13 protein-coding genes are annotated in these 14,798 nt (G+C 72.6%); 5 read left to right on the top strand and 8 right to left on the bottom strand.

Translation table 11 applies throughout. From position 1 onward, the window contains the following. Nucleotides 1-109: 109 nt before the first annotated feature. Complete coding sequence (locus tag AAT21_RS12350) at nt 110-1,372, bottom strand: extracellular solute-binding protein (protein ID WP_046776660.1); 1,263 nt, start codon at nt 1,370-1,372, stop codon at nt 110-112. A gap of 163 nt (nt 1,373-1,535) precedes the next feature. On the opposite strand from AAT21_RS12350, the gene AAT21_RS12345 reads away from it, so the two are divergent. After that, complete coding sequence (locus AAT21_RS12345; protein ID WP_046776659.1) at nt 1,536-1,751, top strand: dodecin; 216 nt, start codon at nt 1,536-1,538, stop codon at nt 1,749-1,751. A gap of 47 nt (nt 1,752-1,798) precedes the next feature. Here the strand turns inward: AAT21_RS12345 and AAT21_RS12340 are convergent, their stop codons facing one another. Beyond that, nucleotides 1,799-2,296 (bottom strand): phosphatase domain-containing protein, encoded by a 498-nt coding sequence (locus AAT21_RS12340; protein WP_046776658.1) that lies wholly within the window; start codon nt 2,294-2,296, stop codon nt 1,799-1,801. Between the two features lie 116 nt (nt 2,297-2,412). Between AAT21_RS12340 and AAT21_RS12335 the strand changes: the two genes are divergently transcribed. Further along, nucleotides 2,413-3,408, top strand: a complete 996-nt coding sequence (locus AAT21_RS12335; RefSeq protein ID WP_046776657.1) for an MsnO8 family LLM class oxidoreductase — start codon at nt 2,413-2,415, stop codon at nt 3,406-3,408. Between the two features lie 33 nt (nt 3,409-3,441). Then, a complete protein-coding gene (locus AAT21_RS12330) occupies nt 3,442-5,865 on the top strand; it encodes an excinuclease ABC subunit UvrA (RefSeq protein WP_046776656.1) in 2,424 nt (807 codons plus the stop codon). 54 nt (nt 5,866-5,919) lie between these two features. Here AAT21_RS12330 and AAT21_RS12325 read toward each other — a convergent pair whose 3' ends face one another. The 4 genes from AAT21_RS12325 to AAT21_RS12310 all read right to left on the bottom strand — a co-directional run bounded on the left by AAT21_RS12325 (nt 5,920) and on the right by AAT21_RS12310 (nt 10,172). Then, complete coding sequence (locus tag AAT21_RS12325; RefSeq protein WP_235438761.1) at nt 5,920-6,570, bottom strand: hypothetical protein; 651 nt, start codon at nt 6,568-6,570, stop codon at nt 5,920-5,922. A 172-nt stretch (nt 6,571-6,742) separates the two neighbouring features. Further along, nucleotides 6,743-7,489, bottom strand: coding sequence for a succinate dehydrogenase/fumarate reductase iron-sulfur subunit (locus AAT21_RS12320; RefSeq protein ID WP_030840231.1), 747 nt, complete (start codon nt 7,487-7,489; stop codon nt 6,743-6,745). Next, a complete protein-coding gene (locus AAT21_RS12315) occupies nt 7,486-9,435 on the bottom strand; it encodes a fumarate reductase/succinate dehydrogenase flavoprotein subunit (protein ID WP_046776655.1) in 1,950 nt (649 codons plus the stop codon). Before AAT21_RS12315 ends, AAT21_RS12320 begins: the two co-directional genes overlap by 4 nt. Before the next feature lie 2 nt (nt 9,436-9,437). Next, nucleotides 9,438-10,172: a succinate dehydrogenase gene (locus AAT21_RS12310; protein ID WP_046776654.1), complete on the bottom strand. Its 735-nt coding sequence runs from the start codon at nt 10,170-10,172 to the stop codon at nt 9,438-9,440. Nucleotides 10,173-10,244: 72 nt separating this feature from the next. Between AAT21_RS12310 and AAT21_RS12305 the strand changes: the two genes are divergently transcribed. Continuing rightward, nucleotides 10,245-11,123: a LysR family transcriptional regulator gene (locus AAT21_RS12305; RefSeq protein ID WP_046776653.1), complete on the top strand. Its 879-nt coding sequence runs from the start codon at nt 10,245-10,247 to the stop codon at nt 11,121-11,123. An 87-nt stretch (nt 11,124-11,210) separates the two neighbouring features. Here AAT21_RS12305 and AAT21_RS12300 read toward each other — a convergent pair whose 3' ends face one another. Both AAT21_RS12300 and AAT21_RS12295 read right to left on the bottom strand, forming a co-directional pair. After that, nucleotides 11,211-13,352: a putative bifunctional diguanylate cyclase/phosphodiesterase gene (locus AAT21_RS12300; RefSeq protein WP_046777304.1), complete on the bottom strand. Its 2,142-nt coding sequence runs from the start codon at nt 13,350-13,352 to the stop codon at nt 11,211-11,213. Nucleotides 13,353-13,450: 98 nt separating this feature from the next. Then, nucleotides 13,451-14,281, bottom strand: a complete 831-nt coding sequence (locus AAT21_RS12295; protein WP_046777303.1) for an SAM-dependent methyltransferase — start codon at nt 14,279-14,281, stop codon at nt 13,451-13,453. A 325-nt stretch (nt 14,282-14,606) separates the two neighbouring features. Between AAT21_RS12295 and AAT21_RS38845 the strand changes: the two genes are divergently transcribed. Then, nucleotides 14,607-14,798, top strand: a 192-nt coding sequence (locus AAT21_RS38845; RefSeq protein ID WP_235438760.1) for a hypothetical protein, incomplete at its 3' end; no start/stop codon positions are given.

Genomic DNA, 14,798 nt, shown 5'->3' with positions numbered 1-14,798 from the left:
CTACTTCTTCCGTGACCGGCTGGATTCGACATGACCGCTCTGCGGCCCGCGGGTGTGCGGACGGCGAACTCGCCGGTACCCCCGTACCCTCTCGGAGCCGGCGGGGGTGTCAGCGGTCGGAGCTGAGCACCCGGCCGATCTCCTCGGAGGCCGCACGCGCGGCCTGCTTGGGGTCCTGTCCGGTGAGCACGGCCGTCATGTAGGGCTTGATCGGGTTCTTCGCCTCGACCTCGGCCCAGCGGGCGGAGGCGGGGGTGGCCCGGCCCTGGGCGGCGCCGGGGGCCATGTTGGCGGCGCCCTCGTTGCCCTCGACGAGGTGGGCGAGGGTGCTCTTGTTGGGTACGTAGCTCATGGTGCGGGCGAGTTCGGTCTGCCACTTCTCGCTGACCAGGGCCGTGATCACGGACACCGCGCCCTTCCGGTGCCCGGTCCGCTCCGGAATGATCAGGTCGGAGCCGCCGGTGAAGACGGAGCCGGCCTTGTCGGAAGTCTTGCCGGGGATGGGGAAGAAGCCGAGTCTGCCCTTCAGCGCGGGGTTGGCCGCCTCGATCTCGGCGGCCTGGCCGGGCGGGGCGATGATCTGGGCGACCTGGCCGCGGGCGAAGACCTGTGACTGCGGGGGTGTCTCCTCGTCGGCAGCCTTGGGACCGTCGCCGAGGGCCTGGAGCTGCTTGTAGAACTCCATGCCGGCCAGGGCCTTCTCGTCGTCGAGGGTGCCGACCCACCTGCCGCCCGTCTCGACGGCGAGCTCCCCGCCCTCGTCCCAGACGAAGCCGGCGAGGACGTACCAGTTCTGTCCGGCGAGGTAGATGCCCTGCTGGTCGCCCTTGTCGAGCTTCTGGGTGGCCTGGATCCACTCCTGGCGGTTCCTGGGCAGGGTCTTGATCCCGGCGTTCGCGAAGAGGTCCTTGTTGTAGACGACCACGCGGTTGGCGGCGTACCAGGGGACGCCGTACTGGGCGCCGTTGACGCTGCCCGGCTCGGCGAGGCCCTTGAGCCAGTCCCTGCTGCCCCACTCGCGCAGCCCTTCGAGGGTGAGTTCGGAGAGGCCTCCGGTCTCGATGTACTGCGCGACCTGGGTGTTGCCGACCTCGATGACGTCGGCTGGTTCCTTGCTCGTGCCGTCCAGGACGGCGTTGACCTTGTCGCCGATGCCCGTCCACTCCTGGATCCTGACGTCCAGGTCGAGGTCGGGGTGCTCCTGCTCGAACGACGTGGTGAACCTGTCGATGAAGTCCTCGGAGGCGCTGCCCTTCATCAGCCACAGCGTCACCTTCTGTCGCCCCGCGGCCTGATCGGCCAACTGGCTGCAGCCCGTCAGGGCGGTCGCGGCCGCGAGCGCCGTGCACACGGCGAGGAAGCGCATCTTCAAGAGGTCACCTTCTGGGGCTCGGTCTCAGATGGCTCGAAATTGGCATAGACCAATAGGCCGGTCAAGGGTCTTTCGCTCGGGATTGTTGGCGCAAAGTTCGCGGAGCAGGACTTACTGGGGCACCGTAGAACCAGGCAAAAGCGACCCACTGTCGGGAGACCCCATGTCCAACCACACGTACCGGGTGACCGAGATCGTCGGCACCTCCCAAGAGGGCATCGATCAGGCCATCCGTAACGGGATCGCCCGGGCGGGCCAGACCGTACGCAACCTGGACTGGTTCGAGGTGGTCCAGATCCGCGGCCACCTGGAGAACGGGGAGATCGCCCACTACCAGGTGGGACTGAAGGTCGGCTTCCGGCTGGAGGGCGAGGACTGACACCGGGGCGGAAACCGGGCCCGCTCGGGCCCGGGCCGCGAAGCCGCTCAGGTCCGGCCCTCGACCTCCTGGCCGGACATGAGCTCGGGCGCGTCCGCCGCCCAGTCGGCGACGACGACCCGGAAACCGGCCGCCCGCGCGGCCTGGCAGACCAGCTCGTCGTCGTCCACGAGCATGCGCACCTCCCGGCCCCGGGCGATCCGGCCCAGCACCTCCAGCTTGGTCGTCCGGGCCGGCCGCCGGTCCTGGTTGCCGCGCATCCACAACCGCCCCTCGGGCAGGCCGTGCCGGGTGAGCCACTCCACCGTGTCCGCCCGGCACCGCTCGGGCCGCCCGGTCAGATACACCACCTCGCAGTCGGCCGAGCTCTCCACCGCCAGGGCGATCCCGCGGGCGAGCGGCGGATCGGCCGGCGCCGCGCCGAAGAATCCGGCCCAGTCCCTGGGGCGGCGCTCCAGGAAGTGCTGGCGGTGGGCCGTGTCGGACAGGGTGTTGTCGATGTCGAAGACGGCCAGCGGCGGCCGCGAGGTGCGCTTCTCACTCATCCGGCCAGCCTAGGGCCGCGCACCGACACCGATCCGGACGCGGGAGCCCGGACGCGGTCGCGGGGGCGCTCGGGCCCTTGCGGGAATCCCCCGGCGCGCCGGACGTTGACTCCTGTGTGATCCGAACACTGTCGATACTCGACCGGTCGCGCACCCGCGAGGGCCACCCGGCCCCGCAGGCCCTGCGCGACACCGTGGCGCTCGCCCGGACGGCCGAGGAGCTCGGCTACCACCGCTTCTGGGTCTCCGAGCACCACAGCGTGCCCGGTGTCGCGGGCTCGGCCCCGGTCGTACTGGCCGCGGCCGTGGCCGGGGCGACGGACCGGATCCGGGTCGGCACGGGCGGGGTCATGCTGCCCAACCACCGGCCCCTCGTGGTCGCGGAGCAGTTCGGGGTGCTGGAATCGCTCTTCCCCGGCCGGATCGACATGGGGCTCGGCCGCTCGGTCGGCTTCACGAACGGCATCCGCCGGGCTCTGGGCCGGGACACCGGGGACGCCGACCGCTTCGAGGAACAGCTGGCCGAGCTCCTCGGCTGGCTCGACGGCACCCAGCAGGCGCATCCCGAGGTGCACGCCCGCCCCGCCGAAGGCCTGCGGATACCGGCATACGTGCTGGCCACCGGCGAGGGCGCCGCCATCGCCGCCCGGGCGGGACTGCCGCTGGTGGTGGGCGACCTGCGCAGCCGCGACCGTGTCGCCGGGATCGTGGAGAGGTACCGCGAGGAGTTCCGGCCCTCCGCCGCGGGCACGGACCCGTACGTCGTGGTCTCGGGGACGGTGGCCGTCGCGGCCACCGCCGAGGAGGCCCGGCGCATCCTGCTCCCGGAGGCCTGGTCCCTCGCGTACTCCCGCACCCGGGGCAGCTTCCCGCCGCTCCGCCCGGCCGAGGAGGTCGAGGCCCTGGAGATGAGCCCGAAGGAGCGGGAACTGTACGAGGGCGCCCTCACGGGCCACATCCACGGGACGCAGGAGCAGGTGGCCGCGGAACTGTCCCGGGTCGCGGAGCAGACCGGCGCGGACGAACTGCTGGTCACCACCTCGACGTACGACCGGGCCGCCCTGCTGGACTCCTATGCCCGGCTGGCCCGGATCACGGGCCTGCGGCCGTGAGGAGGACCCACGGCGGGCCGTAAAGTGGGACGAATGCACCAGTCCACCGAACCCCGGACCGACCACGGCCACGGCCACGACCCGTACGTACGGGTGCGCGGCGCCCGCGAGCACAATCTGCGCGGTGTGGACGTGGACATCCCGCGCGACGCGCTCACCGTGTTCACCGGAGTGTCCGGTTCCGGGAAGAGCTCGCTCGCCTTCGGCACGCTGTACGCCGAGGCCCAGCGCCGCTACTTCGAGTCGGTGGCCCCGTACGCCCGCCGTCTGATTCACCAGGTCGGCGCACCGAAGGTGGATTCCGTCACCGGTCTGCCGCCGGCGGTCTCGCTGGAGCAGCGGCGCTCCTCCCCCGGCTCGCGCTCCTCGGTCGGCACGGTGACCCTGCTGTCCAACTCCCTGCGGATGCTGTTCTCCCGGGCCGGCACGTATCCGCCCGGCGCGCCGCGGCTGGACTCGGACGCCTTCTCACCCAACACCGCCGCGGGCGCCTGCCCTTCCTGCCACGGACTCGGCCGGATCCACCGCACCAGCGAGGAACTCCTGGTCCCCGACCCCGGTCTGTCGATCCGCGAGGGCGCGATCGCCGCCTGGCCGGGCGCCTGGCAGGGCAAGAACCTGCGCGACATCCTGGAGACGCTCGGCCACGACATGGACCGGCCGTGGCGGGAGCTGCCCGCGAAGGACCGCGAGTGGATCCTGTTCACCGAGGAGCAGCCGGTCGTCACCGTGCACCCGGTACGCGACGCGGACCGGATCCAACGGCCCTACCAGGGCACGTACATGAGCGCCCACCGCTACGTGATGCGGACGTTCTCCGACAGCAAGAGCGCCACCCTGCGGGCGCGCGCCGAGAAGTTCCTCGCCGATGCGCCGTGCCCGGTGTGCGAGGGGCGCCGGCTGCGCCCCGAGGCCCTCGCCGTCACCTTCGCCGGGCGGACCGTCGCGGAGCTGGCGGCGCTGGCGCTGACGGACCTGGACGCCGTCCTCGCCGCCACTCCCCCGGACGGTGAGGCGGCACGGGTCCTCGCCGACGACCTGCGCGCGCGGATCGCGCCCGTCACGGAGCTGGGACTCGGCTACCTGAGCCTGGACCGGACCGCGCCGACCCTGTCCACGGGCGAGCTGCAGCGGCTGCGGCTGGCGACGCAGCTGCGCTCGGGGCTGTTCGGGGTGGTGTACGTGCTGGACGAGCCGTCGGCGGGGCTGCATCCGGCCGACACCGAGGCGCTGCTCGGCGTACTGGACCGGCTGAAGGAGGCCGGGAACACCGTCTTCGTCGTCGAGCACCATCTGGACGTGGTGCGGCACGCGGACTGGCTGGTGGATGTGGGGCCGCTGGCCGGCGAGCGCGGCGGGCGGGTGCTGCACAGCGGGCCGCCCGCGGCCCTGGCCGATGTCACGGACTCGGCGACGGCCCGGTACCTGTTCGCGGCGCGGGAGCCGGCGGGCCCCGCCCGGACGGTGCGCACACCGGCCGGGGAGGTGCATCTGGGCGGGGTGGACCGCCACAACCTGCGGGATCTCGACGCACGGTTCCCGCTCGGGGTGTTCACCGCGGTGACCGGGGTGTCCGGGTCGGGCAAGTCCACGCTGGTGGGTCAGGTGCTCGCCCGGCAGGTGGACGAGTGGATCGCCGGCCCGGGATTCCCCGTACGGCGGCTCGTGGAGGTGGACCAGAAACCGATCGGCCGGACGCCCCGGTCCAACCTGGCGACGTACACGGGGCTGTTCGACGTGGTGCGCAGGCTCTTCACGCAGGCTCCGGAGGCGAGGGCGCGCGGCTGGAAGGCGGGCCGGTTCTCCTTCAACGTGGCGGGCGGCCGGTGCGAGACGTGCCAGGGCGAGGGCTTCGTCTCGGTGGAGCTGCTGTTCCTGCCCAGTACGTACGCGCCGTGCCCGGACTGCGGCGGCGCGCGGTACAACGCCGGGACGCTGGAGGTCCGGTACCGGGGCCTGGACATCGCGGAGGTGCTGGCACTGACCGTGGAGTCCGCGGCCCGGTTCTTCGCGGACGTCCCGGCGGCGGCCCGCAGCCTGCGGGCGCTGGAGGAGATCGGGCTGGGCTACCTGCGGCTGGGGCAGCCGGCCACCGAGCTGTCGGGCGGGGAGGCGCAGCGGATCAAGCTGGCGACGGAGCTGCAGCGGGTGCGCCGGGACCACACGCTGTACCTGCTGGACGAGCCGACGACGGGTCTGCACCCGGCCGATGTGCGGGTGCTTTTGCGGCAGTTGCACGGGCTGGTGGACGCCGGGCACTCGGTGGTGGTCGTCGAGCACGACATGGACGTGGTGGCGGGCGCGGACTGGGTGATCGACCTGGGTCCGGGCGGCGGTGCGGACGGCGGCCGGATCGTGGCCGCGGGCACGCCGCAGGAGGTGGCCGGGTCGCCGGTGAGCCGTACGGCGCCGTATCTGGCCCGGGCTCTCGCGAACGGCCCCGCGGCGGCCGGATAGGGTGCGTGCGTCCTGGACGCCGCCGGGAACGCGCTGTACCGGTACCCGTGAGGGTCAGGCGTCGCCGGACAGGAGCTGCTGGGGCAGCTCGCGGAAGCTCCACTGCCCGCCGCGGCGCGTGAACTGCCAGACCAGGTCGTAGCGGTCCGGCCAGGCCGCGGGGAGGCCGAGGACCCGGTCGGCGCCGAGGGCGCGCACCAGGCGGGGGATCCCGGTGTGCTCCCAGCAGACGAGCACGGGCATGGGCCCGGCGAGCAGGGCGTGGGCGAGGGCCGCTTCGGCGCCGACGGCGAACTCGGCGCGTACCGGGGTGCGCAGGGCGGCGGCCAGGGCTTTCACGGTCTGGCGGCACCGGGCGGGGGCGGGGGCCTTGCCTCCGGCGGCGAACACGGCCGCGGGGCGGGGCAGGGAGGACCGTTTCGCCGGCGGGAAGAGCCTCGGGAGTTCCTCGGCCCGGCGCCAGCCGCGCCCGGCGAGCGAGCCGGGGTCGTCCTCGCCGTCCTCGTCCCGGCCGGTGTCCCCGGCGTACGGCTTCTCCGCGTGCCGGACCACCATGATCAGGGCGTCCTTGGCGGCGGGCTGCTGCCCGGGCGCCGGCGGGCGGGGGTCTTCCCCGCCGGAGCAGCCCGCCGCGGCCAGGGGCGCGAGGGCGGCGGCCAGTACGGCTCTGCGGCGTGGTCCGGTCCCGGCGGGGAGTGCTGGCATGGGGCCACTGTCTCCCATGGCCCGGGCGCCGCCGGGGCGCGGCACGGCGGCGCCGGGGCCGGTCAGCCGATCGGCGCAGGGGCCCCGGGACGGCGGGGCCCTGCGCCGGGCTGTGGGGCGGGCTGTGCCGGGCTGTGGGGCGGGCTGTGCCGCGGGCTGCTGGGCGGGCGGGTCAGCGGGGGCCCTTGCGGACCGCCCGCAGCCATTCCTTGTTCATCGCGGCGATCGACGGCAGCGGGATGCCCTTCGGGCAGGCCGTGGCGCATTCGCCGGTCAGGGTGCAGCCGCCGAAGCCCTCCTCGTCCATGCGGGCCACCATGTCCAGCACGCGGGTCTCGCGCTCGGGCGAGCCCTGCGGGAGGACGTTGAGGTGGTTGACCTTGGCCGAGGTGAAGAGCATCGCCGAGCCGTTGGGGCAGGCCGCCACGCACGCGCCACAGCCGATGCACTCGGCGTGCTCGAAGGCGAAGTCGGCGTCGGCCTTGGGTACGGCGGTGGCGTGCGCCTCGGGGGCCGAACCGGTGGGTGCGGTGATGTAGCCGCCGGCCTGGATGATCCGGTCGAAGGCACCCCGGTCGACGACCAGGTCCTTGACCACGGGGAAGGCTGCGGCCCGCCAGGGCTCGACGTCGATGGTGTCGCCGTCGGCGAAGGACCGCATGTGGAGCTGGCAGGTGGTGGTGCGCTCGGGGCCGTGGGCGTCGCCGTTGATGACGAGGCTGCAGGCTCCGCAGATGCCCTCGCGGCAGTCGTGGTCAAAGGCGACCGGGTCCTCACCGCGCAGGATGAGGTCCTCGTTGAGGGTGTCGAGCATCTCCAGGAAGGACATGTCCTCGGAGATCCCGTCGACCTCGTACGAGGCCATGTGGCCGGGGGCGTCGGCGCCGCGCTGGCGCCAGACGCGCAGGGTGAGCTTCATGCGTAGCTCCGCTGGGTGGGGTGGACGTACTCGAAGACGAGGTCTTCCTTGTGCAGGACGGGGGCGGTGCCGGTGGCGGTGAACTCCCAGGCCGCGGCGTAGGCGAAGGCCTCGTCCCGGCGTGCCGCCTCGCCGTCCGGGGTCTGGGACTCCTCGCGGAAGTGGCCGCCGCAGGACTCGGAGCGGTGGAGCGCGTCGAGACACATCAGTTCGGCGAGTTCGAGGTAGTCGACGATGCGGTTGGCCTTCTCCAGCGACTGGTTGAACTCGTCGCCGGTGCCGGGGACCTTGATGCGGCGCCAGAACTCCTCGCGGATCTGCGGGATGCGGTCCAGCGCCTTGCGCAGGCCCTGCTCGCTGCGGGCCATCCCGCAGTACTCCCACATGAGTTCGCCGATCTCGCGGTGGAAGGAGTCGGGGGTGCGGTCGCCGTCGACGGCGAGCAGCTTCTCCAGCCGCTCGCGGGTCTCGCCTACGACGGCCTGTGCCTCGGGGTGGGCGTCGTCGACGGTGTCCCGGTGCGGGTGGCGGGCGAGGTAGTCGTTGATGGTGGAGGGGAGCACGAAGTAGCCGTCGGCGAGGCCCTGCATGAGGGCGGAGGCGCCGAGGCGGTTGGCGCCGTGGTCGGAGAAGTTGGCCTCGCCGATCGCGAACAGGCCGGGGACGGTGGTCTGGAGGTCGTAGTCGACCCAGAGTCCGCCCATCGTGTAGTGCACGGCGGGGTAGATCCGCATGGGGACCTCGTACGGGTTCTCCGCGGTGATCCGCTCGTACATCTCGAAGAGGTTGCCGTACTTCTCGGCGACCTTGTCGCGGCCCATGCGGCGGATGGCGTCTGCGAAGTCGAGGTAGACGCCCTGCCCGCCGGGGCCGACGCCGCGGCCCTCGTCGCAGACGTTCTTGGCGGCGCGGGAGGCGATGTCGCGGGGCACGAGGTTGCCGAAGGAGGGGTAGATCCGCTCCAGGTAGTAGTCGCGCTCCGCCTCGGGGATGTCGGCGGCGGGGCGGGTGTCGCCCTTGGCCCTGGGGACCCAGATGCGGCCGTCGTTGCGCAGGGACTCGCTCATCAGGGTGAGTTTGGACTGGTGGTCGCCGGTGCGCGGGATGCAGGTGGGGTGGATCTGGGTGAAGCAGGGGTTGGCGAACCAGGCGCCGCGCCGGTGCGCCCGCCAGACGGCGGTGGCGTTGGAGTTCATGGCGTTGGTGGAGAGGTAGAAGACGTTGCCGTAGCCGCCGCTCGCCAGGACGACGGCGTCGGCGTAGTGGGTGGAGAGCTCGCCGGTGATCAGGTCGCGGGCGACGATGCCGCGGGCCACGCCGTCGACGACGATCAGGTCGAGCATCTCGGTGCGGGCGTGCATCTCGACGTTGCCCGCGGCGATCTGCCGGGAGAGGGCCTGGTAGGCGCCGAGGAGGAGCTGCTGCCCGGTCTGACCGCGGGCGTAGAAGGTGCGGGAGACCTGGACGCCGCCGAAGGAGCGGGTGTCGAGGAGACCGCCGTACTCGCGGGCGAAGGGGACGCCCTGGGCCACGCACTGGTCGATGATCTCGACGGAGATCTGGGCGAGGCGGTGCACGTTGGACTCGCGGGCGCGGAAGTCGCCGCCCTTGACGGTGTCGTAGAAGAGGCGGTGCACCGAGTCGCCGTCGTTGCGGTAGTTCTTGGCGGCGTTGATGCCGCCCTGCGCGGCGATGGAGTGGGCCCGGCGCGGGGAGTCGGAGAAGCAGAACTGGACGACGTGGTAACCCTGCTCGGCGAGGGTCGCGCCGGCCGATCCGCCCGCCAGGCCGGTACCGACGACGATGACGGTGTGCTTGCGGCGGTTGGCGGGGTTGACGAGCTTCGCCTCGAAGCGGCGCCGGTCCCAGCGGTCCGCGATGGGGCCCTCGGGGGCCTTGGTGTCGGCGATGGGCTCGCCGGTGGTGTGGTGCGCGTAGCTGCTCACGGTCAGTTCACCATTCCGGTCATGACGGCGACGGGGACGGACACGAAGCCCGCGAAGAGGACGACGGCCAGGCCGTTCGCGAAGGCCTTCAGCGTCCGCTCGCGACGGGCGCTGCCCGCGCCGAGGGTCTGGGCGGCGCTCCAGAAGCCGTGCCGGACGTGCAGGCCGAGTGCGGCCATCGCCACGATGTAGATCGTGTTCCCGTACCAGGTGGAGAAGGTGGCGAGGACGTTCTCGTACGGGTGGCCGGCCCAGGCACGCTCGTTGACGGTGAGCGTGGTGAGGTCGAGCAGGTGCCAGACGATGAACAGGCCGAGGATGATGCCGCCCCAGCGCATGGTGCGGGTGGCGTAGCTCGCACGGCGGCGCTTGTGGACGTACTTGACCGGGCGGGCCTTGATGTCGAGCCGGCTGAGCTGGTAGGCGGAGACGGCGTGGGCGACGACGGCGGCGAGGAGGAGCACCCGGACGAGCCAGAGGGCCCACTCGTAGTGGAGGAAGGGCGAGCCGAGGGTGCGCAGCCAGTGCGCGTAGCCGTTGAACTCGTCCGCCCCGAAGAAGATCTTGAGGTTGCCGAGCATGTGCACGACGAGGTAACCGAGCATGATCAGCCCGGAGACCGCCATGACGGTCTTCTTTCCGATGGTGGAGCGCCAGAACGAGGGACTGCGGGAGCCTTGGGGGCCGTGGGGGCCGTGCGAGGGGGCGCTCGTCCGGGTGCGCGTTGCCAGAGCCATGGCATCGACGGTAGGGACGGAGGACCCGAAAGGTCCAAGACATGATGTCGGTCATCTTGATAGACATGACCTATGCAGTTCCAGCAGCTCCTCTATTTCGTCGCCGTCGCCGAGACCCGGCACTTCACCCGGGCCGCGGAGCGGGTGCATGTGGCCCAGCCGTCGCTCTCCCAGCAGATCAAGGCGCTGGAGCGGGAGCTGGGGGCCGAGCTCTTCAGCCGCGCCCGCGGCAACATCACGCTGACCGACGCGGGTGAGGCGCTGCTGCCGCTGGCCCGGCGGATCCTGGCGGACGCGGACACGGCGCGTCTGGAGGTGCAGGAGCTGGCGCAGCTGCGGCGCGGGCGGATCCGGCTGGGGGCGACCCCGAGCGTGTGCACGGGCCTGCTGCCCGGCGTGCTGCGGGCCTTCCACACGGCGCATCCGGGGATCGAGCTGCTGATCGAGGAGAGCGGTTCGCTCGACCTCGTGCGGGAGCTGGCGCGCGGGGCGCTGGACCTGGCGCTGATCGCCCTGCCGCTCCCGCCCTCGGCGCCGGCCCTGACAACGGTGGAGCTGCTGACGGAGGACCTGGTCGTGGTGTCCTCGACGCGGCTCCCGGCGCCCGGCGGCGGCCGGGAGCTGACCATCGCGGGGCTGCGCGACGAGCCGATGGTGATGTTCCGGCACGGCTACGACCTGCGGGAGCTGACCGTGGCGGCCTGCCGGGCGGAGGGCTTCGAGCCGGCGTTCACGGTGGAGGGCGGCGAGATGGACGCGGTGCTCGGCTTCGCGCGGGCGGGGCTGGGCGTCGCGGTGGTCCCGGCGATGGTGGTGGCGGGCGCGGGCCCGGGGCTGCGGACGACGCCGCTGGCCGGATCGCCGCTGCGCCGGACGATCGCGCTGGCCCACCGCACCGACGTCGCTCCCCCGCGCGCGGCGCGCGAGCTGCAGCGGATGCTGATGGCCTGACCGGGCCCCGGGGCTGCGCACCCGGGAGCCCCGCAGGCGGGCGCCGCCGGGACGGCCCGGCCCGGGCCGCCACGAGCCCGGGCAGCGTCAGGAAGGGGTGGGCACCGCGTCCGAGAGGGACAGGGCGTGGATGCGGTCCGGGGCCCCGGGGCGGGCGTAGTACCAGCCCTGGGCGGTGTCGCAGCCGAGCGCGCGCAGCTGGGCGGCCTGTGCCCCGGTCTCCACGCCCTCGACGGTGACGGCGAGTTCGAGGCTGTGGGCCAGCGCGACGATCCCCTCCACGATCTTCACGTCGACCGGGTCCGCGGGCTGCTGCTGCATCCCCCGGGTGAAGGAGCGGTCGAGCTTGAGGACGCTGACCGGCAGGCGCCGCAGATTGGCCAGGTTGGAGTAGCCGGTGCCGAAATCGTCGAGGGCGATGTCCACGCCGAGTTCGGCCAGGCGGCGCAGCGGCTCCAGCAGTTCGTCGTCCGCGCCGATCAGGGCCGATTCGGTGACTTCCAGGCACAGCGCGCCCGGGGCGAGGCCGGACTTCTCCAGCACCGCCACGGTGTCGGCGACCAGGCCCGGGTGGTGCAGCTGGGTCGGCGAGAGGTTGACGTTGATCCGCAGAGCCGCGCCTCCGTGCTCGCGCTGCCAGACGCGGGCCTGGCGGACGGCCTCCTCCAGGACCCACCGGCCGAGGGGCACGATCAGCCCGGTCCGTTCGGCGAGCGGGATGAAGCGGTCGGGGCCGAGCACCCCGTACTGCGGGTGGGACCAGCGCACCAGCGCCTCGGCACCGTGCACGGTGCCGTCGCGCATGTGGACCAGCGGCTGGTACTCGATGAAGAACTCGCCGCGCTCCAGCGCCGCCGGCAGGGCGTTGGTCAGGCCGTGCCGGGTGATCGCGCGGGCGTCGGCCTCGGCGTCGGCGAACTCGAAGCGGTTGCCGCCCGCCGCCTTGGCCCGGTACATCGTGATGTCGGCGCTGCGCAGGACCTCGGCCGGGGTGCGCTCCTTGGCCCGGCCCTCGACGATGCCGATGCTGCCCCGTACCGACAGCTCCCGGCCCTCCAGCCGGATCGGCGTCGACAGGGCCGTCAGGATGCGGACCGCGAGATCGGTGACCTGCTGCTCGGTGTCGGGGCCGGTGGTCAGCGCGACGAACTCGTCGCCGCCGAGCCGGGCGACGACCTCGCCGGGGCCGGTCGCGCAGCTCTGCAGCCGGTCGGCGACCTCCACCAGGAGCCGGTCCCCCGCCGAGTGCCCGAGGCTGTCGTTGACCGCCTTGAAGCCGTCGAGGTCCAGGTAGCACAGGCCGTAGCGGTCGCCCCCGGACCCGCTGAGGGCCTTCTCCAGGCGCTCGAAGAACAGCGTCCGGTTCGGCAGTCCGGTGAGGGCGTCGTGGGTGGCCTCGTAGCGCAGGCGCAGGTTCAGCAGCCGGCGTTCGGTGGTGTCCTCCATCAGCGCCAGCTGGTACTGCGGCTTGCCCTCGGCGTCGCGCAGCAGCGACACCGTCAGGTTGGTCCAGAGCACGGTCCCGTCGTGGCGGTAGTACGGCTTCTCCACGCGGTAGCTCTCGCGTTCGCCGCGCACCAGCTCGCCGTACATCCGCCACACGTGCGGGGTGTCGTCGGGGTGGCCCCACTCGCTGACGTTGCGGCTGCGGACGTGCCCCTCCAGGCCGCCGAACATCTGCAGCAGCGTGTCGTTGACCTCCAGGACGTTCCCGTCGAGGTCGGCGATGCCGATGCCGACGGCCGCGCCCTCGAAGACCGCCCGGAAGCGTTCCTCGCTGGCGTGCAGGGCCTGCTGGGCGTCGGTTCGGGCGGTCAGCGCGGAGCGCGCGATGGCCTCCTGCTCGCTGAGGGTGCGCTCGCGCAGGGCCCGGGCGTATCCGGCGGCGATCGCGTGCTGGAGCCGGGCGCAGCGCGAGTGGTATTCGGCGGTGGCCTCCACGCCGGAGCCCTTGAGCCCGTCCGGTCCGCAGTAGAGGACCAGGTAGGACTCGATCACGCCGAGGGTGCCGGCGAGGGCCTCGGGGTCGGTGCAGTGCACGGCGACCAGATCCGCCCCCACCCGCTGGGCGACGGCGGCGTCGAAGGGCCGGGCGTGCAGCGCCTCGGTGAGCGTCCGGGTGAGCGGCACCAGGTGCCGTTCGAACTCCGGCCGGGTCAGCGAGGTCGCGGTGACCGGGAAGATCGCCCGGCCCCAGATCGTCGCGAAGCGGGCGATCCGGTCCTCGATGCCGCCGTCGGGCCCCGCCGCGGGTTGCGCGTGCGGTGCGGGCGCGGCTGCGGGCGCCGCGACGGTGTTCGGCGCGCCCGCCGTCTGTGCCGGAAGTCTCACGCCTTGCGTCCCACACCTGCGTAGCCCGAGAACGCGTAGGGATCCTCCGGTGCCTCGCCGTCCTCCCCGCCCTCGGCGCGGTCCGGGCGCCAGTCGGGCATGGAGACCAGCCCGGGCTCCACCATCTCGAACCCTTCGAAGAAGCCGCTGATCTGTTCCCCGGTCCGCATGACCAGGGGGTTGCGGATGTTGCGGTAGACGCCGACAGTGCCGCTCGCGACCTCCTCCGTGAGCGGGATGCCCTCGTAGGAGGCGTGCGTGAGGATCAGCAGGCTGCCGGGGGCCAGCGCGTCGCGCAGTTCGGCCACGGCCTCGTACGGGCGGTCGGCGTCCTCGAGGAAGTGCAGGACGGCGACGAGCAGCAGGGCGACCGGGCGGTCGAGGTCGAGGAGCTGTCCGACCTCGGGGGCGGCCAGGATCTCCTTGGGCTTGCGGAGGTCCGCGGCGACGACGCCGGTGTACTCGTCGTCCACGAGGACGGCATGGCTGTGCGCCACGGCCACCGGGTCGTGGTCGACGTAGACGACGCGGGCGGCGGGGCTGGCGGCCTGGGCGATCTCGTGGACGTTGCCGAAGGTGGGGATGCCGGAGCCGATGTCGAGGAACTGCGTGACGCCCTCGGCGACGGCGTGCCGGACGGCGCGGCGCATGAACGCCCGGTTGGCCTGCATGATCTTGGGCAGGCCCGGCATGAATTCCATGGCGCGTCGGGCCGCCTGGCGGTCGACCTCGAAATTGTGGGACCCGCCGAGGTAGTAATCGTAGATGCGGGACACGCTCGGCACCGATATGTCGATGCCTGGCGGGGCCCAGGCGGGGCGCTCCATCGGGATCTCCAAGCGTTGTTCCGGCGGCGGTCCGCGCGGGGTCGGACTCCTGTCCGAGCCGAATGTACTGATCATTGACCAACAGGGCGAGCAAAAGCGGAAATTGGTGATCCGTTCTTCGTCACACACCAAAGGCGCCCGGCGGCCCGGCGCAGCAAAAGACCGGTACCGACAAATCCCTTTTGGGAATTGACCGGTGGGTGATCGGACCGCATCGCAACCGCTCCGCTGCTGGCTCAAACCTATCCGGTGGGCACTCCACCCGTTCAGGCGAACCGGGGCCGAGCCTCGCGTGCGCGGGGGCGCACGGCTCCATGCTCCCCGGGTGAACAGAGCCTGTGCCAGGCGCCTGCTGGCGGTCCCGGTCCTGCTGTGGGCGGCGCTGTCCGTCACGCCGGCCGTGGCTGATAGCAGCGCCTACGCGACGACCGATCCCGGTGACGGCGTGAACGTCGCCGCCGTGGTCGCGGCGGCCTCCGGCGACGGCCGCGGACGCGGCCGGGGGGGGGGACATCAC

Source organism: Streptomyces yangpuensis (assembly GCF_001005295.1).
Classification (GTDB): Bacteria; Actinomycetota; Actinomycetes; order Streptomycetales; family Streptomycetaceae; genus Streptomyces; species Streptomyces yangpuensis.
The sequence above is the reverse complement of the archived record's forward strand: the minus strand, read 5'-3'. Positions and strand labels throughout refer to the sequence as shown.